Annotated in this window: 21 protein-coding genes and 2 pseudogenes; 3 read left to right on the top strand and 20 right to left on the bottom strand. The window is 63.1% G+C overall.

The window, feature by feature from the left end; all coding sequences use genetic code 11:
- Nucleotides 1–96 precede the first annotated feature (96 nt).
- From G3N61_RS40285 to G3N61_RS23040, 3 genes and pseudogenes are all read right to left on the bottom strand, one after another.
- Nucleotides 97–291: pseudogene (locus G3N61_RS40285) on the bottom strand (oxidoreductase); the annotation flags it as partial.
- Between the two features lie 318 nt (nt 292–609).
- Complete coding sequence (locus tag G3N61_RS23035; protein ID WP_043180257.1) at nt 610–1,551, bottom strand: AraC family transcriptional regulator; 942 nt, start codon at nt 1,549–1,551, stop codon at nt 610–612.
- 380 nt (nt 1,552–1,931) lie between these two features.
- Nucleotides 1,932–2,816: a LysR family transcriptional regulator gene (locus G3N61_RS23040; RefSeq protein WP_205823668.1), complete on the bottom strand. Its 885-nt coding sequence runs from the start codon at nt 2,814–2,816 to the stop codon at nt 1,932–1,934.
- Between the two features lie 84 nt (nt 2,817–2,900).
- Here G3N61_RS23040 and G3N61_RS23045 point away from each other — a divergent pair, with 84 nt between their 5' ends.
- On the top strand, nt 2,901–4,202 hold the full coding sequence (locus tag G3N61_RS23045; protein ID WP_089452092.1) for an aspartate aminotransferase family protein: 1,302 nt from the start codon (nt 2,901–2,903) through the stop codon (nt 4,200–4,202).
- A gap of 149 nt (nt 4,203–4,351) precedes the next feature.
- Here G3N61_RS23045 and G3N61_RS23050 read toward each other — a convergent pair whose 3' ends face one another.
- The 6 genes and pseudogenes from G3N61_RS23050 to G3N61_RS40290 all read right to left on the bottom strand — a co-directional run.
- Entirely contained in the window at nt 4,352–5,155 is an 804-nt protein-coding gene (locus G3N61_RS23050; protein WP_043180264.1) for an ABC-2 family transporter protein, read from the bottom strand.
- A 4-nt stretch (nt 5,156–5,159) separates the two neighbouring features.
- Nucleotides 5,160–5,987 carry an ABC-2 family transporter protein gene (locus G3N61_RS23055; RefSeq protein WP_205823669.1) on the bottom strand — a complete coding sequence of 276 codons (828 nt, stop codon included), beginning with the start codon at nt 5,985–5,987 and terminating at the stop codon, nt 5,160–5,162.
- A gap of 4 nt (nt 5,988–5,991) precedes the next feature.
- On the bottom strand, nt 5,992–6,972 hold the full coding sequence (locus G3N61_RS23060) for an ATP-binding cassette domain-containing protein (protein WP_043180269.1): 981 nt from the start codon (nt 6,970–6,972) through the stop codon (nt 5,992–5,994).
- A gap of 216 nt (nt 6,973–7,188) precedes the next feature.
- Nucleotides 7,189–7,539, bottom strand: coding sequence for a VOC family protein (locus tag G3N61_RS23065; RefSeq protein WP_089452088.1), 351 nt, complete (start codon nt 7,537–7,539; stop codon nt 7,189–7,191).
- Nucleotides 7,540–7,606: 67 nt separating this feature from the next.
- Nucleotides 7,607–8,530 carry a DMT family transporter gene (locus G3N61_RS23070; protein WP_205823670.1) on the bottom strand — a complete coding sequence of 308 codons (924 nt, stop codon included), beginning with the start codon at nt 8,528–8,530 and terminating at the stop codon, nt 7,607–7,609.
- 13 nt (nt 8,531–8,543) lie between these two features.
- Nucleotides 8,544–8,838: pseudogene (locus tag G3N61_RS40290) on the bottom strand (2OG-Fe(II) oxygenase); the annotation flags it as partial.
- Nucleotides 8,839–8,924: 86 nt separating this feature from the next.
- Between G3N61_RS40290 and G3N61_RS23075 the strand changes: the two are divergent.
- The gene (locus G3N61_RS23075; protein WP_205823671.1) at nt 8,925–9,779 is read left to right on the top strand and encodes a LysR substrate-binding domain-containing protein; all 855 of its coding nucleotides are present in this window, start codon (nt 8,925–8,927) and stop codon (nt 9,777–9,779) included.
- 82 nt (nt 9,780–9,861) lie between these two features.
- Here the strand turns inward: G3N61_RS23075 and G3N61_RS23080 are convergent, their stop codons facing one another.
- The 5 genes from G3N61_RS23080 to G3N61_RS23100 all read right to left on the bottom strand — a co-directional run bounded on the left by G3N61_RS23080 (nt 9,862) and on the right by G3N61_RS23100 (nt 14,843).
- Nucleotides 9,862–10,563: an ABC transporter ATP-binding protein gene (locus G3N61_RS23080; RefSeq protein ID WP_043180276.1), complete on the bottom strand. Its 702-nt coding sequence runs from the start codon at nt 10,561–10,563 to the stop codon at nt 9,862–9,864.
- Nucleotides 10,563–11,336, bottom strand: coding sequence for a high-affinity branched-chain amino acid ABC transporter ATP-binding protein LivG (livG, locus tag G3N61_RS23085; RefSeq protein ID WP_043180278.1), 774 nt, complete (start codon nt 11,334–11,336; stop codon nt 10,563–10,565). Before livG ends, G3N61_RS23080 begins: the two co-directional genes overlap by 1 nt.
- Entirely contained in the window at nt 11,333–12,604 is a 1,272-nt protein-coding gene (locus G3N61_RS23090) for a high-affinity branched-chain amino acid ABC transporter permease LivM (RefSeq protein WP_043180279.1), read from the bottom strand. Before G3N61_RS23090 ends, livG begins: the two co-directional genes overlap by 4 nt.
- Before the next feature lie 11 nt (nt 12,605–12,615).
- Nucleotides 12,616–13,542: a high-affinity branched-chain amino acid ABC transporter permease LivH gene (livH, locus tag G3N61_RS23095; protein WP_043180281.1), complete on the bottom strand. Its 927-nt coding sequence runs from the start codon at nt 13,540–13,542 to the stop codon at nt 12,616–12,618.
- 182 nt (nt 13,543–13,724) lie between these two features.
- Nucleotides 13,725–14,843, bottom strand: a complete 1,119-nt coding sequence (locus G3N61_RS23100) for a branched-chain amino acid ABC transporter substrate-binding protein (RefSeq protein WP_043180283.1) — start codon at nt 14,841–14,843, stop codon at nt 13,725–13,727.
- An 809-nt stretch (nt 14,844–15,652) separates the two neighbouring features.
- On the opposite strand from G3N61_RS23100, the gene G3N61_RS23105 reads away from it, so the two are divergent.
- Nucleotides 15,653–16,288, top strand: coding sequence for a hypothetical protein (locus G3N61_RS23105; RefSeq protein ID WP_205823672.1), 636 nt, complete (start codon nt 15,653–15,655; stop codon nt 16,286–16,288).
- Between the two features lie 240 nt (nt 16,289–16,528).
- Here the strand turns inward: G3N61_RS23105 and G3N61_RS23110 are convergent, their stop codons facing one another.
- The 6 genes from G3N61_RS23110 to G3N61_RS23135 form a co-directional block, all read right to left on the bottom strand.
- Nucleotides 16,529–16,918 carry a hypothetical protein gene (locus tag G3N61_RS23110; protein ID WP_205823673.1) on the bottom strand — a complete coding sequence of 130 codons (390 nt, stop codon included), beginning with the start codon at nt 16,916–16,918 and terminating at the stop codon, nt 16,529–16,531.
- A gap of 122 nt (nt 16,919–17,040) precedes the next feature.
- Entirely contained in the window at nt 17,041–17,379 is a 339-nt protein-coding gene (locus tag G3N61_RS23115; protein ID WP_143331087.1) for a hypothetical protein, read from the bottom strand.
- A 187-nt stretch (nt 17,380–17,566) separates the two neighbouring features.
- On the bottom strand, nt 17,567–18,364 hold the full coding sequence (locus G3N61_RS23120) for a hypothetical protein (RefSeq protein ID WP_205823674.1): 798 nt from the start codon (nt 18,362–18,364) through the stop codon (nt 17,567–17,569).
- A gap of 239 nt (nt 18,365–18,603) precedes the next feature.
- Nucleotides 18,604–19,014 carry a barstar family protein gene (locus G3N61_RS23125; protein ID WP_205823675.1) on the bottom strand — a complete coding sequence of 137 codons (411 nt, stop codon included), beginning with the start codon at nt 19,012–19,014 and terminating at the stop codon, nt 18,604–18,606.
- A gap of 90 nt (nt 19,015–19,104) precedes the next feature.
- Entirely contained in the window at nt 19,105–19,452 is a 348-nt protein-coding gene (locus G3N61_RS23130) for a hypothetical protein (protein ID WP_205823676.1), read from the bottom strand.
- A 452-nt stretch (nt 19,453–19,904) separates the two neighbouring features.
- Nucleotides 19,905–20,441, bottom strand: a complete 537-nt coding sequence (locus G3N61_RS23135; protein WP_205823677.1) for an SMI1/KNR4 family protein — start codon at nt 20,439–20,441, stop codon at nt 19,905–19,907.
- Nucleotides 20,442–21,125 lie beyond the last annotated feature (684 nt).

Here is a 21,125-nt window from a genome sequence, read left to right on the forward strand (position 1 = left end):
ACGGCACGAGCGATGCGACGCCCGCCAGCGCCTGCAGCACGACCGCCGCCGCGAGCGGCACCGCGAACGTCCGCAACATCGAAAGCAACGGCCCCTTCATGCGGCACGCTCCAGCAGCATGCCGAGCGTGGCCGCGCACGCGTCGCCCGGCAGCGGCTCCGGAAAGCCGAGCTGCGTGGCCAGGTGCCGCCAGACGCGCGTCACGTCGCTGCTGCGCGGGTTGCACACCTGCAGCCCTGCGCCCGACACGAGCCGATCGACCGCGCGCACGACCGCCTGCGGCCAGCTACGCGTCGGCAGGCACGCGAGTTCGGCCGTGCCCCGCGTATGCGCGACGCGGCTGAAGCGCGGCGCGCGGACCGCTTCCGGCGAACGGGCAAGCGGCGCCGCCGCGATCATCGCGACGAACGGCGCGCGAAAGGCAACGGGAGAAAAACAGGAAGGACCGGAATGATCGATTCCGGCATCGACAGCGGTCTGGCTCATGAGCACGCCTTGCATGGGTCGTTCGATGGCGGATCCGCTCGGCGGCGGCCACCCGTGGATGAAAATCTATCTCACCCACACCCATGAGCACGGTCGATTGTTTTAGGCTGCCGGTCAGTTGCTTTAGATTGCCGCGCGCTCCAGTTCGACGTCGTCAATCGCGTTCGACGACGCACGAATATCGCTCGGCGAAATCCCGTAGCGCTTGCGGAACGCAATCGAAAAATGCGCGGGGCTGTAGCCGACGCGGTACGCGACGGTCGACACGTTCGCGTCCTCCGCGCACAGCATCGCGTGTGCGGTCCGCAACCGGTATTCCTGCAGGTACGCATACACGCTCGCGCCGAACACCTTGCGAAAACCGGCGGTCAGCTTGCGCGAATTCATCCCGACGCGGCCCGCGAGCGCGTCGAGCGTCGGTGGATGCTGCAGCTCGCGCGTCAGGATGTCGCTCGCCGCATACACGCGCTCCACGTCCGACGACGTGACGCGTACGTCGGCCGGCGCGAACTGCCGCTGCGTCGCCAGCAACTGCGCGCTCAGCGCGGTCAGCTCGAAGGCCTTGGCCTTCAGGTAGTACTCGCGCACCGCGCCCTCGAACTGACACGTCGCGATCTGCACCGCGAGCGCCTGCAGCGCCTTCGACGCCGGGCAACTGACGATGCGCGGATCGCTGCCCGTCGGCGCGAGCATCGTCTCCGGCAGCAGGCTCAGGTCGCGGTCGAGCGCATCGAGGCCGAGCTGCACGATCGTGTAACGCAACGGCACATCGCGATCGTAGATCTGGTGCGTCGTGAATTCGCCGTCGTTGGCGATCACGCACAGGCCCGGCCCCTTGATGCATTGCTCGGGCTGGCCCGGCACGCGGCAGCGCAACTGCCCGCTCTGCACGAGGACGAGCTTCAGCCCTTTTTCGAGCGGCTCCTCGTACCAGTCGCGGCTGTCCGAACACAGCGTGCCGCTCACGAGTTTCATGCCCGCATCGATGTGCATCACGCCTGGATGATTGCCGGGGACGAGCACCGGCGGATGACGTCGTGACGAAGCGAAGGAGGTCGAGCTCATCGGAGGTCCGTTGGTTAGGCGGCACGCGCGGCACGGCGCGCGCCGGCGGCAACCGGCCGATGGTCCGGCCGGGCCGGGGCCGCGCGACAGGCGCCCGATCGAATGAAATGGCCGCGACATCGAAAGAAACGACGCGGTCGCGGCACTTGCCGCAAATGATAATACCTCTCATTTACATTTTCTGACAACTTGCCGGGACCCCGGGTCAGTGCGTGCCATCCTCCCGTCCTCCGTGGCGCCGGCCGTCCCGGTCAGGTTGTCGGGCACGCAGGCAGCGATCCACGTGCGCGATGGAGCGGCGGAGGCCGATGCTCGCGGCTCGGCAAAGATATCGGCCTCGTCGACGGTCGAGTGATCCGTCATCGCGGCGGCCGCGTGCTTCACAACAGCGGCAGCGTGAGCCGGATATGCTCGGCGAACGCCGCCGTCAGATGCGACGGCCGCTTGCGGTCGAACCTCAGCGCAATGCCCACGGCCGGCAACGGCGGCAAGCGCGGATCGCCGGTGACGATCGTCAGGTCGGCCGGCACCGCCGTCTGCGTCATCACCGCGAACGCCTGCCCCGAACGCACCAGCGCGATCAGCCCCGCGAGACTGCTGCTCGCATACGCGACGCGGTAATCGCGGCCGGCACGATCGAGCGCATCGCAGGCCGCGACGTGATCGAGCGTGTCGCGATCGGACAGCGCCAGCGGCAACGGATCGAAATGCGCGGGTTCGAGCCCCGGATAGCCGATCCAGACCAGTTGCTCGCGGCGAATGATGTCGTCGTGCTCGCCATCGTCCGGCAATGAAATCATCGCCAGGTCGACCGCGCGTTTCTCCAGCTGTTCGACGAGCCGCGGCGTCGGCCCGCATACGACTTCGACGATCGCCTGCGGATGCTGGCTCGAAAACTGCCGCAGCAGCGAAGGCAGCCAGACCTCCGCGTAATCGTCCGGGCACCCGAAGCGGATCGTCCCCGACAACCCCGTGCCGCACAGGTCGGCCATCGCCTCGTCGTGCAACCGCAGGATGCGCTGCGCATGCACGAGCAGCCGCTCGCCCGGATGGGTCAGCACCACGCCGCGCCCGGTGCGCTGGAACAGCGGCTGATCGACGACCTCCTCGAGCCGCTTCATCTGCTGGCTGAGCGCGGACTGGGTCCGGCCGACCCGCGCGGCCGCGCGGCTGAGCGCGCGCACCTCGGCGATCACGACGAACGAGCGCAGCAGGTCGATTTCGAGCGAAAGCCCCAAGGTATTAGCTCCTTTTCTACCTTGCATAAGAACTATTCGTTTCCATCAAATCAGACACGCGCCTAGACTGCAAGCGCCCCTTGTCCCTTGCCCCTTGTCTGGAGACGCCCGATGTCCCTGAACGACGACCCGACCTTCTGGCGCAACGCCAGGCAGCACCTGGTCCGCTACGGCGGCACGTTCGAGCCGCTGATCATCGAGCGCGCGAAAGGCAGTTTCGTGTACGACGCGGACGGCCGCGCGATCCTCGATTTCACGTCGGGCCAGATGAGCGCGGTGCTCGGCCACAGCCATCCGGAGATCGTGTCCGTGATCGGCGAATACGCGGGCAAGCTCGACCACCTGTTCAGCGGGATGCTGTCGCGGCCGGTCGTCGACCTCGCGACACGCCTCGCCGACATCACGCCCGCCGGGCTCGATCGCGCGCTCTTGCTCAGCACCGGCGCGGAATCGAACGAAGCGGCGATCCGGATGGCGAAGCTCGTCACCGGCAAGTACGAGATCGTCGGCTTCGCGCAGTCGTGGCACGGGATGACGGGCGCGGCCGCGTCGGCCACGTACAGCGCCGGCCGCAAGGGCGTCGGCCCGGCCGCCGTCGGTTCGTTCGCGATTCCGGCGCCGTTCACGTACCGGCCGCGCTTCGAGCGCAACGGCGCCTATGACTTCCTCGCCGAACTCGACTACGCGTTCGACCTGATCGATCGCCAGTCGAGCGGCAACCTCGCGGCCTTCATCGCGGAGCCGATCCTCAGTTCGGGCGGGATCATCGAGTTGCCGGAAGGCTATATGGCGGCGCTCAAGCGCAAGTGCGAGGAACGCGGGATGCTGCTGATCCTCGACGAGGCGCAGACCGGCGTCGGGCGCACCGGCACGATGTTCGCGTGCCAGCGCGACGGCGTGACACCCGACATCCTGACGCTGTCGAAGACGCTCGGCGCCGGGCTGCCGCTCGCGGCGATCGTCACGTCCGCGCAGATCGAGGAACGCGCGCACGAACTCGGCTACCTGTTCTACACGACGCACGTGTCGGATCCGCTGCCGGCGGCCGTCGGCCTGCGCGTGCTGGACGTCGTGCAGCGCGACGGGCTCGTCGCACGGGCGAACCTGATGGGCGACCGGCTCCGGCGCGGCCTGCTCGACCTGATGGAACGCTTCGACTGCATCGGCGACGTACGCGGACGCGGGCTGCTGCTCGGCGTCGAGATCGTCAAGGATCGCCGTACGAAGGAACCGGCGGACGGGCTCGGCGCGAAGATCACGCGCGAATGCATGAATCTCGGGCTCAGCATGAACATCGTGCAGTTGCCCGGCATGGGCGGCGTGTTCCGGATCGCGCCGCCGCTGACCGTCAGCGAAGCGGAGATCGATCTCGGGTTGTCGTTGCTCGAGCAGGCGATCGCACGCGCGTTGTAGCGGTGTGCGGCAGCGCGCTGCTCCGCTGCCGTACGTTCCGTCGCGCCGGCTCGACGGCCTGGCGCGACGGAAACGAGATCAGGATTCCCGATCGATCGACACGCTTCGGTGTCGGCGCAAGTCGCGCGTCACCGGTACGCGCACGCCGCTCAGGTACCCGTCGACGTATATTTGCGCACCCCGAACCGCCACGCGACGAAGCACGCGCCCAGGAACACGAACGCAACCCCCGGCGCGAGCGGCAAGAACCAGCCCGGCGCGCCGAGCGGATCGGGCTTGCCGAGGATCGCCAGCACCGGGAAGTACGCGATGCATGCGATCGGCACGACGAACGTCAGGAAATGACGGAGCCAGCCCGCATAAAGACTGATCGGGAACTGCGCGGCCTGAACGCCGCCGTACGTGACGACATTGACGACTTCCAGGCTCTCGACGGTCCAGAACGCAAGCGTGGCCTGCAGCACCATCAGCCCGAAGAACAGCGCGACGCCGCCGGCGATCGTCCACAGGGCCAGCGCGATCGCCGTGGCGTTCCAGTCGAAATCGAGCGCGCGCGTCGCGACGACCAGCACGACGATGCCCTGCAGCAGCCGCCCGATCACGCGCAACCGGAAGTCATGACCGATCAGTTGCAGCGTGGCCGTGCGCGGACGCAGCAGCAGGCGGTCGAAATCGCCCGTGCGGATGAAGTCGCTGCCGAACACGTCGAACCCGCGGCTGATGAAATCGGCGATCGCGAAGCTGACGCTGACCATCCCGAAGAACATGCAGATGTCGCCGAAGCGCCAGCCCTGCACGTCGCCGAAGCGGTCGAACAGTGCCCAGATGCCGACCAGCTCGATGAGGGTCGTCAGGAACGTGCCCGCGCCGAGCATCAGGCTCGAAGCCGGATACTGGAGCTGGGCGCGGATCGAGGTGGCGAAGTAGCGGGACAGCAGGCGGGCGGCATTCATCGGTTCAGCCTCCCTGCAGGTGAAGCCGCGCCATCACGCGGTGCATCGCCGTGCGCCCCAGCGCGACGAAGGCGACGATCCAGAACGCCTGCAGCGCGAGCCCGGCCCAGGCCGCGCCCCCGCTCAGCGTGCCGATGTAGATCCGCGACGGGATGTCGAGCATCCCGGCGAACGGCTGGGCGATCAGCAGCGGCTGCAGCCAGTCCGGAAACAGGCCGAGCGGAATCAGGTTGCCCGAGAACAGGATCACGAACGCGGGCGCGAGCGTGTTGATCCCGCGATCGGTCAGCGTCGCCGCGATACACAGGTTGAGCAGCATCACGAACGCGGCGGCGAGCCCGATCATCAGCATCACGGACACGACGAACAGCACGGCCCGCGCGGCGTCCGCCGGCGGCTGCCAGGCCCATTCGCCGAACCCGGCGAGCGGCAGCGCGATCGCCGCCGCGACGAACATCAGCAGGACCCGCGGCAGCGCCCGCGCGCTCATCCACGCCATCGCCCGCACGTACCACCACGAGTACGTATCGACCGGGCGCAACCGGTCATAGCTGACCGCGCCGGTCCGCACCGCCGCCGCGACATCGGGGTCGCCGGCCCACGGCAGCAGCGCGAACAGCGCCTGCGCGATCCACGTGTAGGTCGTCACCTGCTCGAGCGTCATCGATGCATGCGCGTGCGTCGCGTGACGATAGAACGCCGCATAGATCATCACCTTGAGCGCGCCCCACCAGCATTGCGTCGTGAAGCCCGCGAGGGCGGCCGCGCGATACTGGAGCAGGGTCTTGAAGCGTGCCGAGAAGGCCGCGGCGTACGGGCGCAGGACGTCCATCGGCTCAGGCTTCCGTCGCGCCATGCAGGCGGTAGAAGCGCGCGATGACCTCCTCGATCGCCGGCTGCTCGACGCGGATGTCCTCGACCGCATGCTCGGCCGCGATGCGCGCGACGAGCGCGGGCGCACCGATGACGCCCGGATCGAACGCGAGCTCGGCCGTGCGCCCCTCGCGTCGCAGCAACTGCGTACCGGCGATGTCGAGCGCCGGTGCTTCGTCCGCGAAATCGACCAGGATGCGGCGGTCGGACAGCACGCCGGCGCGCAGCGCGTCGAACGGCTGGTCGGCCAGCACGCGGCCATGCCCGATGACGATCACGCGCTCCGCGAGCGCTTCGATGTCGTGCATGTCGTGCGTCGTCAGCAATACGGTCACGCCGCGCTCGCGGTTCAGCGTCTTGACGAATTCGCGCACCGCGAGCTTCGACGGCGCATCGAGGCCGATGGTCGGCTCGTCGAGAAACAGGATCGGCGGCTCATGCAGCAGCGCCGCGGCGATTTCGGCGCGCATCCGTTGCCCGAGCGACAACTGGCGTACCGGCTGGTCGAGCAGGCTGTCGAGGCGCAGCATCGCGACGAGCGCGTCGCGCGTGCGGCGGTAGGCGCCGGGATCGACGCGATAGATGTCGCGCAGCAGGTCGAAGCCGTCGATGACGGGCAGGTCCCACCACAACTGGCTGCGCTGCCCGAACACCGCGCCGATGCGCGCGACGTGCGCGATGCGGTCGTCGAACGGCACGCGGCCGTCGATGACCACCTTGCCGGAAGTCGGCCGCAGGATGCCGGACAGGATCTTGATGGTGGTCGACTTGCCGGCCCCGTTGGGCCCGATGAAACCGAGCAGCTCGCCGCGCCGAAGGCTGAAGCTGACGTCCTTGAGCGCTTCGACTTCACGCCAGCGGCGGCGCAGCAGCCCAAGCATGCCGGGCTGCCGCTCCGCGATGCGGTAGGTCTTCGCCAGGCCTTCGACGATGATCTGGGACATGCGATCCTCGCGGGTTCGTTAGCGGCCCGCGGCCGTCGGGCAGACGGTGCCGGCGCGGAAAGCGCGCGATCTTATCATGGGGCTGCGCAACGGATCGCAGCATGAGCGGTTGCGTTGCCGCGGAGCGAGCTACGAGGCGTGACCCGCGTCGTCGCGTGGGTATCGATTCGGACGGGTTACCCAAACGCAGCCGATTGGTCAGTCCGGCGTGCCGGATCAGCGATGCGCGAGCACGTTGACGAGCTTGCCGAACGGATCGCGCACATAGAAACGCCGCACGCCCCAAGGCTCGTCGGCCGGGCCGTATTCCACCGGAATCCCGGCCGCATGCACGCGCGCGAGCGCTTCATCGACGTCGTCGACCTCGATCGACAGATCGGGCGTCGGCGTACCCGCCCCGCCTTGCGATGCGAAGCTGATCTGCACGTCCATCTGCTCGTCGTTGCCGTAGGTCGCGATCCAGCCGTGGTCCATCAGCAGGTCGAGGCCGAAGATCCGCTGGTAGAAGCGCTTGGCGTCGTCGACCGATCGCGTGTCGATATTGGCGACGATCCGTTTGACTTTCATCGGGTTCCTTCACGGGGCGTGACAGTACCGCGACGCTACACCGGAACCGCGCGCGCGACCAGGGGCGTCAGCGGCCGGCCGCCTCCATGTCCGCCCGCCGCGCCCGCGCCGGCCGCTCGCCCTGCTTGCCGGCCAACCACACGCCGATCGCGACGACGACGATGCCGAGATAGGTCGACACCTCGATCCGGTCGCCGAACATCCACGCGGCCCAGGTCAGCGTCACCGGCGGCTCGAGATAGACGAGGGTCGCCACGCGCGTCGCGGGCATGCGCTTGAGCAGCGCCCACAACGACAGGTAGGCGATGAAGGTCGAGAACACCGTCAGCCACACGACGGAGACCCACACGTTCGGCTGGGTCGGCACATGCAGGTCGCCCGTGACGATCCCGCACGCCGCGAACAGCACGAGGCTCACGCAGCCCTGCACGAACAGCGGCAGGAACAGCCCGTCCTCGTTGCTGCGCGCGGCCGTCAGCGCACGGCGCCGCTGATAGATCGTCGCGATCGACAGCCCCAGCGCGGACACCAGCGGCAGCAGATACATGACGAGCCCGACCGACCCGGCCGGCAGCGCATATTGCCCGCCGATCACGATCCCCACGCCGACGAACCCGACGACGAGCCCGGCCCACTGGCGCGCCCCGCTGCGCTCGCTGCCTTCCAGCGCCGTCATCGCGGCCGTGATGAGCGGCTGCAACGCAGCGACGATCGCGGCGATGCCGGGCGGCAGGCCATGCTGAATCGCCACGTACACGCAGGCCAGATAGAGAAACTGCGACAGGAAGCCGATCACCGCGTGATAGCGGAGCTTCTCCCACGTCAGGCGCCCGAGCTGCCGGTTGAGGACGAGCGCCAGACAGAGCGTGACGAGCAGGAACCGCCAGAACAGCAGGTTGAACGCGCCGGCCGTCTCCGCGCCGAGCTTGGCGCCGATGAAGCCGGAACTCCACGACAACACGAAAACGAGCTGGAGCAGGAATAGCTGCATGGGGCGACGGTTCTCAGAAAGTTACCGGGGACAGGCGCGGGTCTTCCAGATCCTCCGGGCGAATCGGTTCGAGCCCGAGGCGCCGGTACCGCAGTTCGGCGTCGCGCCTGAAGGCGCGCTGCAGCGCCAGCCAGTTGACGATCGTGTGCGGAATGCCGGCGTCCGCGATCGTGGCGGTCGAACGTCTCCGCGGTCGATTCGTAGAACAGAAGGTTTCCGCCGTCGTAGCCGGATCGATCCGACGGCACGATGTTCAGCACGACGCGGGGGCCGTCGGTGTGCCGCATGCCCGGCTGTTCCCTGCCGTCGTCTGCCTGTTGACCCGAGAATATGGGATGCCCAATAATTCCGTCAATCGACATTACCTGAATCACTGATTCGGAAAAACCAAATCATGCCGCGTACCCTGGACGTCGACCTGCTGCGCACCTTCCACGCCGTCGCGAAGCTCGGCCGCTTCAAGGATGCGGCCGTTCATGTGAATCGCAGCCCATCGTCGGTCACCGCGCAGATTCAGAAGCTCGAGGAAATGGTTGCGCAGCGCTTGTTTACGCGAAACAACCAGGCCGTCGAACTCACCCAGTTCGGCCACAAGCTGCTGAGCGACACCACCGAGTTTCTGCTGAGCCACGACCGGCTCGTCGAATCGCTGTCGCCGCAGATGCTGACCGGCAAGTTGCGGCTCGGCATCCCCGATTCGTACGCTGCGCACTTCATGGCGGAATTCCTGCCGCGCTTCGCCGCCGACCGGCCGCTTCTCGAACTGACCGTCGAAGCGCGCGCCAGCGACGCGCTGCAATCGCTGTTCGCCCGCGGCCAGCTGGACATCACGATCGCCGTGGTGCCGAAAGTGCCGCCGCACGGCGAGCTGCTCAGCAAGACCCATCCGGTGTGGGTGGCCGCGCGGACCTTCAAGTTCAATCCCGACGCGCCGCTGCCGATCGCCGTGCAACTGCAGGGCTGCCCGTACCGCGAGACCGCGCTGAACGCGCTGAAGAAAGCGAAGATCGCGCACCGGATGCTGCTCGAGAGCGCCAGTTCGCCGGCAGTCGAAGCGTGTATCGCCAACGGCCTCGCGGTCGGCCTCATCGAACACGATCGCGTGTCCGGCAACCTGACAAGCCACGTCGCCGGGATCGTGCTGCCCGATCTCCCGCCGCACCTGATCACCATCCTGACGGACGACAGCAATCGTGCCGCGCTGCATCTGCGCGACATACTGAAAAGCACGTTCAGGATCGGACCGTGAAGACAAGGCCGGGAACCGGCCTTGCATGAGAAAGCGCAAGAAGAAGCACCGCCGGCCCGTTGCAGGCCGGCGGCATCCGGCGTCACCCGCCGAGGTAAGCCTGCTTGATCCGGTCGTTCGCGAGCAGGTTCGCGCCCGTATCCGCGAGCACCACGCGCCCCGTTTCGAGCACGTAGCCGCGATCGGCCACACCGAGCGCCTTGTTCGCGTTCTGCTCGACGAGGAACACCGTGACGCCTTCGTCGCGAATCATGCGGATGATGTCGAAGATCTGCGCGATCACGAGCGGCGCGAGGCCGAGCGTCGGTTCGTCGAGCAGCAGCAGGCGCGGCTTGCTCATCAGCGCGCGGCCGATCGCCAGCATCTGCTGTTCGCCGCCCGACATCGTGCCGGCCCGCTGCGTCGCGCGCTCCTTCAGGCGCGGAAACAGCTTGAACACGTGCTCGATGCCGTTGTCGATCTCGTGACGGCTCGCGAAGAAGCCGCCCATCTTCAGGTTCTCGAGCACCGTCAGGCTCGGGAACACGCGCCGCCCTTCCGGCGAGATCGCCATCCCCTGCCGCATGATCTGGTGCGTCGACATCCCGGTGATGTCCTTGCCCTCGAACAGCACACGGCCCGACGAGGCGCGCGGCGTGCCGCACACGGTCATCATCAGCGTCGTCTTGCCGGCGCCGTTGCTGCCGATCAGCGTGACGATCTCACCCTTGTTCACCTCGATCGACACGCCCGAGAGCGCTTCGACCGCGCCGTAGTGCGTATGGACCTGTTCCAGCTTCAGCATCACTCTTCCCCCAGATACGCCTTGATCACGCGCGGGTCGTTGCGAACCGCTTCCGGCGTGCCGATCACGATCGGCCGGCCGTGCTCCATCACGAGGATGCGGTCCGATACGCCCATCACGAGGCTCATGTCGTGTTCGATCAGCAGCACCGATACGCCGAACTCGCGGCGCAGCTTGTCGATCAGGTGCTGCAGTTCGATCTTCTCCTGCGGGTTGAGACCGGCCGCCGGCTCGTCGAGCATCAAGAGGCGCGGCTCGGTGATCATGCAGCGCGCGATCTCCAGACGCCGCTGGTGCCCGTACGACAGCGTGCCGGCCGGCCGGTTGGCCACCGACGTCAGCCCCATCCGGTCGAGCCACACCGCCGCGCGTTCGAGCGCTTCCTTCTCGGCATGACGATACGCCGGCGTCGCGAACAGGCCGTGCAGCAGCCCCGCCTTCACCTTGCGATGCTGCGCGACGAGCAGGTTCTCGACGACGGTCAGCGACTTGAACAGGCGGATGTTCTGGAACGTCCGCACCAGGCCCTTCAACGCGATCTTGTGGCTCGGCAGCCCGCCGATCGCGTGGCCGTCGAGCACGACGTCGCCGCCGGTCGGCTTGTAGAAGCCGCCGACGCAGTTGAACACCGTGGTCTTGCCCGCGCCGTTCGGCCCGATGATCGCGAACACTTCATCGCGACGCACGTCGAAATCGATGCCGTCCACCGCGAGCAACCCGCCGAAGCGCATCTGCAGCCCGGCGACCTTCAACAGTTCTGCATTCGCGCTCATTGCGGCAGCTCCACGTGGGGACGGCTCGCGGGCAGCAGGCCCTGCGGACGCCACATCATCATCAACACCATCACGAGACCGAAGATCAGCATCCGGTACTCGGCGAAGCCGCGCGCGACTTCCGGCAGCACGGTCAGCAGGATCGCCGCGAGAATCACGCCGAGCTGCGACCCCATCCCGCCGAGCACGACGATCGCGAGGATCAGCGCCGATTCGATGAAGGTGAACGATTCAGGATTCACGAGGCCCTGACGCGCCGCGAAGAATGCGCCGCCGATGCCCGCGAACGCCGCGCCGAGCGTGAACGCCGACAGCTTGATGCGGGTCGGGTTCAGGCCCAGCGAGCGGCACGCGATCTCGTCGTCGCGCAGCGCTTCCCACGCACGACCCATCGGCATGCGGATCAGGCGGCTCGTGACGAACAGCGTGAAGCCGACGAGCACGAGCGCGATCAGGTACAGGAAGATGACGACGTGGTCGCCGCTGTATTCCAGCCCGATCAGCTCATGGAACGTCTTCGCGCCTTCGACGCTCGCGCTGCGCGCCATCTCGTAGCCGAACACGGTCGGCTTCGGAATGCCCGAGATGCCGTCCGGGCCGCCCGTGAGGCTCGTCAGGTTGTTCGCCATCAGGCGGATGATTTCGCCGAAGCCGAGCGTGACGATCGCGAGATAGTCGCCGCGCAGCCGCAGCACCGGGAAGCCGAGCAGGAAGCCGAACGTCGCGGCCGCGATCGCGGCGAGCGGCAGGCACTCCCAGAACGTGAGCCCGAAATACTGGTTCAGCATCGCGTACGTATAACCGCCCACCGCGTAGAACCCGACATAGCCGAGATCCAGCAGCCCCGCGAAACCGACCACGATGTTCAGCCCGAGGCCGAGGATCACGTAGATCAGCGCGAGCGTCGCGACGTCCACCGCGCCGCGCGAGCCGAAGAACGGCCACACGAGCCCGACCGCGAGCAGCACCCATACGATCACGCGTTGCTGCTGCGCGCCCATCGCGGGCATCGCCGGCAGCTTCACCGCCGATTTCGCGCGCACGAGCCACGGCTTGAACAACTGGAACAGGAACACGGCCGCGACCGCGATCCACACCGGCCGCCAATGCGGCGTGAGCACCACCTGATAGCCGTCGAGCTTCAACTGCAGCCCGAGCACCGGAATCGTGAGGATCGCCGTCAGGAACGCGGCGGCCACGGCATTTTTCAGCGTCTGGCCGATCGAAGCATCGGCGGCCGGGCGGCGAACGGAAATGACTTGACTCATCTGCGTCTCCCTCAAACCTTTTCGATGTCCGACTTGCCGAGCAGGCCGGTCGGGCGGAAGAGCAGGATCAGCACGAGCAGGCCGAACGCAACGACGTCCTTGTACTCGGCCGGCATGTAGCCCGCTGCGAAGGTTTCCGCGAGGCCCAGCAGCACGCCGCCGAGCATCGCACCCGGAATGCTGCCGATCCCGCCGAGCACCGCGGCGGTAAACGCCTTGATGCCCGCGACGAAGCCGATATACGGATTCAGCTTGCCGATCGTCAGCCCGATCAGCACGCCGCCGACGGCGGCCAGCATCGCGCCGAGCACGAACGTGAACGAGATCACGCGGTTCGTGTCGATGCCGAGCAGGTTCGCCATCTTCATGTCCTCGGCGCACGCGCGGCACGCACGGCCCATCCGCGAATGCGAGATGAACAGCGTGAGCGCGATCATCAGCACGATCGTCACGCAGACGATCAAGAGGCGCGCATACGGAATGGTCACGTCGAAGTCGCCGCCGAGATGGATGTCGAACGCGCCGGAGATCAGCACCGGCACGGACACGTCGCGCGCGCCCTGGCCGATCTGCACGTAGTTCTGCAGGAAGATCGACATGCCGATCGCGGAGATCAGCGGCACGAGACGCGGGCCGCCGCGCAGCGGCCGATACGCGACGCGCTCGACCGCGAAGCCGTACAGCCCGGTGACGATCACCGACACGATCAGTGCGGCGCCGAGCACGAGCGGCAGCGGATAGCCGGCGGAGATGCCGATTGCGGTGAGTGTGACGAGGCCCACGTACGCGCCGATCATGTAGATCTCGCCGTGGGCGAAGTTGATCATGCCGATGATGCCGTAGACCATCGAATAGCCGATGGCGATCAGCGCATAGATCGCACCCAGCGTCAGGCCGTTGACCAGCTGCTGGGCGAATTGCGGAAAGAAGTCAGTCATGTGCGGGAAGCTCCCGTTGGCGCCATGTCGCCTGCCGTCGCCGGATCACGGCGCGGCCGCGCGCAACGCACGGTGTCGTCTCGGGCCGCCCCGTGGCCGCGCAATGGGCAGATGCGCGGACAATACGCACCCGCCCCGTCCGGGTCGCGGACAGGGCGGAATGCGCGGGCGGGTACTCCGTCTTACTTGGCGGCGGTCTTCGTCGCGTCCTTGTGCCACGTGTACACGACGAACTTGAACGCCTTCAGGTCGCCCTGGGCGTCATACGCGACCTTGCCGATCGGCGTGTCGAACGTCGTCTTGTGCATGTACGCGGCGACCTTGGTCGGATCGGTCGACTTCGCTCCTGCGATCGAGTCGGCGATGATCTTCACCGCTGCGTACGCAGGCATCTGGAACGGGCCGTTCGGATCGCGCTTCTTGTCCGCGAATGCCTTCACGAGGCCCGCGTTGGCCGGATCGGCCGAGAAGTCGGCCGGCAGCGTGACGAGCATGCCTTCCGAGGCCGGGCCGGCGATCGCCGTCACGTCCTTGTTGCCCACGCCTTCAGGCCCCATGAACGTGGCCTTCACGCCCTGCTCGCGCGCCTGGCGCATCAGCAGGCCCATTTCCGGGTGGTAGCCGCCGAAGTAGACGAAGTCGACGCCTTGCGACTTCAGCTTCGTGATGATCGCCGAGTAGTCCGAATCGCCGGCATTGATGCCTTCGAACAGCACGACCGGGATCTTCGCGGCTTCGAGGTCCTTCTTCACCGACGATGCGATGCCCTGGCCGTACGACTGCTTGTCGTGCAGCACCGCGACCTTCTTCGGCTTCACGTTGTTGATGATGAAGTGCGCGGCGGCCGGGCCTTGCTGGTCGTCACGACCGATCGTGCGGAAGATGAAGTGGCGCTTCTTGCCTTCCGTCAGCTGCGGCGCGGTGGCCGACGGCGTGACCATCACGATGCCTTCGTTCTCGTAGATGTCGGACGCGGGGATCGTCGAACCCGAGCACACGTGGCCGATCACGAACTTGATCTTCTGGCTGACGATCTTGTTGGCGACGGCGACGGCCTGCTTCGGTTCGCATGCGTCGTCCATCATCACGACTTCAAACTTGTTGCCGCCCGCACCGCCTGCAGCGTTGACCTGCTCGATCGCGGTCAGCGCGCCGGCCTTCACCATGTCGCCGTATTGGGCGACCGAACCGCTCATCGGACCAGCGATGGCGATCTTCACGGTTTCCGCTTGCGCGGCGGCGGCGCCGGCGGCGAACAGCACGGCGGCGACGGAAATGGACGTAAGACGGGACAGCGTCATCAGGAGCTCCTCGATGTTGTTAGTCATACGGGCAAAGGCGGCATGACTTGCGCAATCGAACAGCACCCGGGGCGAGGACATGGGACACGCCCGAGACACATAGAAGACGGAACTCCGGCGGAATGTTGCGTAGCGGGGCCCGGCTCTTGCAGTCCCCAAAGGGGACGTCTGGTTCGGAAAGACATCGTGATGCGTCTTGCATTGCGCAAGCGTTTCGCCTGCCCCGCTTGCCAAACCGCTTGATCGGAGGGATGGTCCGACAGCCGTTGGCAAGGCAGTCGAAATTATATGGGCGTTTTTAAATCGTCTGTCAAAAATGCCGGTCGACCGAGGGAAAACACGGAGGTTTTCGGGATAGGCGGTAGCGATTGGGGCGCAACCTCGCGAAGCGCGCGAACGTTTGCCTGGAGTGCAATTCGGTTGCTATGAAGTGTGCCGGTTTGGCGGGTTGCCTTGCTGCGCTTGGGGTTCAGCGAATGTCGATGCCGAGCGTTGCATTTTTGGGCTACTAAGGGTCGGATTGTTTAAAATCAATCGACTGATGATTGCCTGGGCGGGCACTCATTCGGGGCGCTCGGCCGAGGCGGCAAATCCTTCTGTTTACAAACAAAACTAAACATCTGGAAGCTGATTGTTATTTCCATGAAATAATACGAATTCGCTTCTGCAATCCAGCCAGCCTTCCTGCGAGTCGCGCACGCCGCGTTTCGCGGACGCTTCAGGGCCGCTTCGACGCCCGTCCGTCGCCCAGCCGCCAGCCAGTGATCTGCCGTTTTTTCTCATCGCATATCACCTGCTTCGGAACGCTGATGAATCACCCCTGCCGCTCTTCTTCCGCCGCCGCGATCGCGTGCGCGCTTGCTCTTTCTGTTTCTGTTTCCACCGCCGATGCATCGGGACGCGATTCGCTGGCCGATCGGCCGGCGGGTGCCAATGTGTTTCGCTCGGAGCGGTGGGCTGCTGCGCGGGATGACAAGCATGCGGTGCGCATGAACCGCCACCGCGAGCAGTACTCTGCACCCGTGGAACGCACGCCGTTCGATACGCCGGATACGCGGCCATTGCGTGTGTCGGGCGATGCGCTTGTGGCATCGCCGCCTTCGTCCGAGCGCGAGCCCGATTGGGCATTGCCCTCGAGCCGCGTCGCGCTCGGCGCGGGCGGCAGCGAAAGTTTTGGTCGCGCCGTGCCTGGACATGAACAGCGCGAGCAGAACTGGAATGAATATCTGCGCGCGAACGGCTCGCGGCCGGCTGCGAGTGGCGGTTCGTATGCGCCGCAGCGGCCGTACGACGCGGCACGTGGTCCGCATGGCGCGCCGAATCCGTTCGATCCTTCGGTGCCGCAGCCGGAGACGCGGACGTTCTACGACAACGGCGCGGGGACGCGTTGCACGGCCACTGGCGGTGCGGGGACATCGCGGTCGTCCTGCAATATCGCCTGGTGACGCGTTGGGGCAGTCTGCAGCGGTTGCGTCAAGTGGAAGACACGCCTATTTCCCCACCCACGCGGGCTGCCGCACGCGTATGCAAGCCCCTGCCTGTTCCCGTCCGCTTTGACTGGGCCGGACGCCTGGACCGGGGCAGGCTCTCGTCCGCGCGTCGCCCAGTCCTGCTGGCACAGATTCCTCACCAAGCCATCCACACTCCAACTGGAAAATGGCATGAGATGACGCTCCTCGAGCACCTCAAAGGTAGTCCCTCTTCCTCGTCTGGATCACTTTTTTCGAGGCGTCGAAATCGTCGCCATAGATCAAAATGTCCCCAAGGAACAAATGATTGACAAAAAAATCCACCAACGTCACATCGACAAGTTCATCAAACACAATCGATATCGACGAGCATTCATCGAGAAAGCAAAGGCTCTCCTGAAACTGCAGTGATATCTCGCGTGGACAAACAAGAACCCGCACCAACCCGCCACTTTGCGCGCCCTGATCACTCAACTCAACCATCGGCTCGTTCAGCCGTTCGTCGTCTTCAAGATAGACACACGTTTGAATGGAGAAATAGCCATCCGCCAGCCTGAACGTGATCGCGTTCGTATCCAGCTCGTCATAGACAAAATCAACTTCCATCGGACGTATCGTGAGCTCCATCACCGCCCCTTTATCTCAAGCGTCGGCTTGCGCATCGCCACGGCAGCCAATTTCATCCCGCAAGTCTTGTCCACTGAAGAGCAACCATTCCTGCCGCGCACTTAGTCCTGAGGATCATAGAAATCATCCATTTCCCGGTAATAGTTGACCGCAAAGACAATATCCGCCAAAGACGCTGTCGAATTTCGACGTCGCTCGAATTCAACTATGCCTCGAAACGTCTGCATATCGAACAGCTGCCTCATATTTCTACTCTTTGCAATTTTTGGCAAATGAGTTCCAGGAGCAACATCTTCGAGCTCGTCATCTCCTTCCAGAAGGAGAATTTCCGCATGCCAAGGGTCGGCCATCCATGCACGATGATCAACAAAAAGAGCCGAATCCCAATCGAGACTGTCCAGTTCGTCGAGCAGGTCCTGGACCGAGCGATAAGTCTTCATCTACACCCCCCAAATCGGTAGGATTTCCCGCCAACCGTTGTTTAGCTAGCGAATTCGACGGACAAACACATCGCACCCGAAGTGTCCGATCGACACGCTGAGCGAGTCCGTCATCACCAAGCGCTCTAGTTGCGAGCCGGCCATTACCTCGGCGGCGTACGGTGCGCGCACCGCTTCGGAAACAGGCTCAAGGTAGCTTTCGCAACGGCCTATTCACGGGCGCTTTCTGCCAGGCGAGCAATATCCCGGACTCTCCGCACGCGTGGTTGACTCCGGGCAAGTCCGTCTCCTTGACCGACCAGAGCCACATGTTGTTCGAAATGCTTTCCAATGATCCGCGAGACGAATCAGATCTGATCCATTCCTTCAACGAAAGATCGCCGACGCGGATCTCCATGTGTTCCCCGTTGAGAACATTCAGCGGATAAACCATCCTGAGCGTTCCGCGCTCGTAGCTCGCCGTTCCCGGCGATCTGCCAGGGAGATCTCTCGTAAAAAGAGACGTATTCTCGAATGGGAAAATTCGAATCAAATTAACGCCAGTTGAATACTTATATGCAATCGATGCGCTTTCAGTGCCATAAGCAATGGCATATTTAAAGCTCATGTGCGTTGCGACAATTTTCGCAAATGCCTCTACTTTTTCATCAATTTCATAAATTGACATTCCTATCTGAACGTCGATGAACGACAGGCCGCCGTATGCCGGAACATTGTAGCCAAATGAAATGGCTGGAGCGCCATCACTTTCCCCGTCGTTGTACACCTGAAATGCCGTGGCTTCTCCACCGGAGATCTTCTCCTCCAAGTCAGCCAGCAACACCTCGCGCTCGCCAACAAGCCGCCCCCCGTTCTGGACGACGAATTCCAAAAGGGACACTTTGGTTGCCTTGCTACCAAATTGGGAAAAGAGATTCCGGGCGACTGCCAGCGCAGATGCCGCCTGAGTCGGATCGGTTCCGTAAATGACGATTCCGGTGTACATGGGTGCTACCTCCTTCGGCGTCGCAGTTGCGCGCTCACCTGAGATCGTGGTGCTGACGGCGTTGCCAAGATCGGTAGGTGTATGCAAACCAGCGGGTCAGCGTGTACTCGTCGAGTACCTCGCCATGCGCGTCGTACTTCAGCCTGCCCCGATTCTTCAGCAACGGAGCACGAGGGACAGCCTGTACGACCTGGTGGACGGTTGACGGGGATCACAAGGATCCCACCGTGCCCGCTTGTTCACACCCGACCTGGAGTTTGAACAACCAGCAGCGTCTTCGCTCTGGATCCCGTTACGTCCGGATCAGCCAGCGTCACGCACAGATCGATGAGTATATCCGTCGCAATAGAAAAGGCTTCAGGTTCGACTGCGCTCAGACAGTCCGAATTTGGCCAGAAGATCGCGATTCTCTCGTGCTCTATTTCATCCAATCCCGACGACAGGGAATCAGCCAAAGCGTCCCAGCTTCGATTGCTGTACAAGGGCGGATCTAGTGGACATGTACTACGAATCGCGTCGAAGAACTGTTCCTTCGATGCGATGCCTGCAGGCAAGAAGACAACCAACCAATCACCGCGACCGCATTCTTCCGCAATGCGCTTCGCTTCGTCCGAATCGGTCACATAAAGCCCTGGCCTATCCAGCATCATGAGTCACCTGATTTGAACAAAAGCATGACCTTCTGCATCACGCGCAATACGCTCCACCGCGGCGCATCGCACCTCAAACTTATACAACCCTCAAATATCGAAATACCACTCAACGAATTCATTAAAATCACTCCATCGAGCCACCATACCCCCACTCACGAACTCCTCCAAAGAATTCCCTAGCCCAACATCAAAAACCCCACCCGTTTTCGTGTCATAGAAATACCCCCGCCCCCCGGGGAATGCGTCCAACGGAATATACTGCACTGGAATTTCAAGAACCTCGCGTGCGACCCTCAATCTTCCATCATAGTCAGAGTTATTCAAAAACCAGCAGATTTGATATATCTCGCCGTTCCGGGACGTGAAGGTCGGACCATCTTCCACATGCAAATAAAATTGCGCAAAATCCGACGATATATCCAATCCAATTTTCAAGAGGGCACTTCTACACGCCGGGTCAACGTCATCAAACCACCATTTCCTATCTTTACAAAATTTGATGATCGCATTCGATAGCAAATTTCACCCCTCAATGTCGGACCCGCTTTACACCTTCATTTCGCCGAGAATGCTCATCTTCGACGCATTACCTTCCCGTACGGATCGCAGGCCTCTCGACAATACGGGCGGCACGAAAATCCGTGCACCCACCGACTCGGATCGAGTCGACCACTCAATCACAAATCGAGACCATTGCGAAGCCATCGCTACACCCCATCCCTTCGTCGAAAGGAAGTAGAAAACCTCGTCACTACCGATACGAATCCCGACCGACCTGCAATCGCCCTCATCGTTTTTCGCATGAGTTCATATGAAAGCCATGCCGCCGATTCGAACCACAAAGCTCACTCAACGAACCATTCAGAAAGACACACCTTCACCTCGATTCAGTCAAGTTGCACCTTACGTCGACGCGGCACGATATTATTTACGAAATCGGAAAACGTTGGCGCGATACTAATCGCGTCATCCACATCCCTATCCGATTCCCACAACACATATTTTACTTCACCCGTCTCCACATCAATCCAAAAATCATTATCGCCAGCATCTCCAGCGAATGGAAAGTGTGTCCGGCAAAACCTGTCTCGCCTTTCGGAATACTTCGCCCTCAGTCCGCGAACCTTCTCTGCAGAACGGAGGTTAACCTCATTCTCATCGAAATATCTTTCACCAAGATAGTAAAAACCCTCTACCTCCATCGAATCAAAATCTCCAGGAGCCAGATCAAAGAAAACATCCCGATAGAAATACGCCCCACCGTTAAAATATCCGCCGTTATTTTTTACATAGAACCCCACAAAATCATCCACTCCGTTAAAGTGAGCTCCGGACAGCACTTCCCTCACTATTGCTGCCGACACCGAAGGGCCTTGATCACAAAAATCAAAGCCATCACCGCTGAATAAACTCTCAACCAGCATTTATCGACCTCAACAGTTAGCGCCTCGCTCGTCATCCTTCGCGGAGGCGTTGCTTCTCTTGGCTACCTCTTCGATTGTGACTGCTACCACGAAGATCCGCGTGTACATTGCTTGCTCACACTCAACTCGACCATGCGCACACATCCTCTCTGATACGTAGCGAGTGAGTTGACATACTCGAACACTCGCGACCATGCATCTCGCGGCGGTCATCTACATTTGTTTCGCAATACCTCAAACGCAACTTACCCCGCCGAATTCAATTGATACCAGTCTCACGTCAATCGAGCACGATCACTTCCGCTACCTTCTTGTGGCCCTCATAGATATAAAATAATTTATTACTTGTCATTCGATCCTCAGGGGCACCCTTTACAAGAAAACCAACCCTTCCAAGGCTAACCATTCCAACATCATCCTGGCAAGGATCCTCCAGGTCCAACACAACACTCCATGCATTGTTTTGCCAATCAACATCCTCGGGAAATCGAGAGACTGAATAGTATTTCCCGGCCATCGGAGGGCGCTTCCTTCCACCATCTTCTTTGGATAGCCACACTACGCGAACGGAATGCACTTGACACCTCCACGTCAACCTGGAACCTCGAATACTCGACTCACTTGTCCGGAACAATGGCCGATCTAAAATCATTTAAATCTTCCAGCACCGCATATTGCATCGGC

Origin of the sequence: Burkholderia sp. Ac-20349, from assembly GCF_017104865.1 — a bacterium.
GTDB classification, from domain to species: domain Bacteria; phylum Pseudomonadota; class Gammaproteobacteria; order Burkholderiales; family Burkholderiaceae; genus Burkholderia; species Burkholderia aenigmatica.

What these genes read in the sequence shown, in the direction of transcription:
- G3N61_RS23035 (WP_043180257.1), bottom strand. Translation starts at nt 1,551, where the DNA reads ATGAGCTCGACCTCCTTCGCTTCGTCACGACGTCATCCGCCGGTGCTC.
- G3N61_RS23040 (WP_205823668.1), bottom strand. Translation starts at nt 2,816, where the DNA reads ATGCAAGGTAGAAAAGGAGCTAATACCTTGGGGCTTTCGCTCGAAATC.
- G3N61_RS23045 (WP_089452092.1), top strand. Translation starts at nt 2,901, where the DNA reads ATGTCCCTGAACGACGACCCGACCTTCTGGCGCAACGCCAGGCAGCAC.
- G3N61_RS23050 (WP_043180264.1), bottom strand. Translation starts at nt 5,155, where the DNA reads ATGAATGCCGCCCGCCTGCTGTCCCGCTACTTCGCCACCTCGATCCGC.
- G3N61_RS23055 (WP_205823669.1), bottom strand. Translation starts at nt 5,987, where the DNA reads ATGGACGTCCTGCGCCCGTACGCCGCGGCCTTCTCGGCACGCTTCAAG.
- G3N61_RS23060 (WP_043180269.1), bottom strand. Translation starts at nt 6,972, where the DNA reads ATGTCCCAGATCATCGTCGAAGGCCTGGCGAAGACCTACCGCATCGCG.
- G3N61_RS23065 (WP_089452088.1), bottom strand. Translation starts at nt 7,539, where the DNA reads ATGAAAGTCAAACGGATCGTCGCCAATATCGACACGCGATCGGTCGAC.
- G3N61_RS23070 (WP_205823670.1), bottom strand. Translation starts at nt 8,530, where the DNA reads ATGCAGCTATTCCTGCTCCAGCTCGTTTTCGTGTTGTCGTGGAGTTCC.
- G3N61_RS23075 (WP_205823671.1), top strand. Translation starts at nt 8,925, where the DNA reads ATGCCGCGTACCCTGGACGTCGACCTGCTGCGCACCTTCCACGCCGTC.
- G3N61_RS23080 (WP_043180276.1), bottom strand. Translation starts at nt 10,563, where the DNA reads ATGCTGAAGCTGGAACAGGTCCATACGCACTACGGCGCGGTCGAAGCG.
- livG (WP_043180278.1), bottom strand. Translation starts at nt 11,336, where the DNA reads ATGAGCGCGAATGCAGAACTGTTGAAGGTCGCCGGGCTGCAGATGCGC.
- G3N61_RS23090 (WP_043180279.1), bottom strand. Translation starts at nt 12,604, where the DNA reads ATGAGTCAAGTCATTTCCGTTCGCCGCCCGGCCGCCGATGCTTCGATC.
- livH (WP_043180281.1), bottom strand. Translation starts at nt 13,542, where the DNA reads ATGACTGACTTCTTTCCGCAATTCGCCCAGCAGCTGGTCAACGGCCTG.
- G3N61_RS23100 (WP_043180283.1), bottom strand. Translation starts at nt 14,843, where the DNA reads ATGACGCTGTCCCGTCTTACGTCCATTTCCGTCGCCGCCGTGCTGTTC.
- G3N61_RS23105 (WP_205823672.1), top strand. Translation starts at nt 15,653, where the DNA reads ATGAATCACCCCTGCCGCTCTTCTTCCGCCGCCGCGATCGCGTGCGCG.
- G3N61_RS23110 (WP_205823673.1), bottom strand. Translation starts at nt 16,918, where the DNA reads ATGGAAGTTGATTTTGTCTATGACGAGCTGGATACGAACGCGATCACG.
- G3N61_RS23115 (WP_143331087.1), bottom strand. Translation starts at nt 17,379, where the DNA reads ATGAAGACTTATCGCTCGGTCCAGGACCTGCTCGACGAACTGGACAGT.
- G3N61_RS23120 (WP_205823674.1), bottom strand. Translation starts at nt 18,364, where the DNA reads ATGTACACCGGAATCGTCATTTACGGAACCGATCCGACTCAGGCGGCA.
- G3N61_RS23125 (WP_205823675.1), bottom strand. Translation starts at nt 19,014, where the DNA reads ATGATGCTGGATAGGCCAGGGCTTTATGTGACCGATTCGGACGAAGCG.
- G3N61_RS23135 (WP_205823677.1), bottom strand. Translation starts at nt 20,441, where the DNA reads ATGCTGGTTGAGAGTTTATTCAGCGGTGATGGCTTTGATTTTTGTGAT.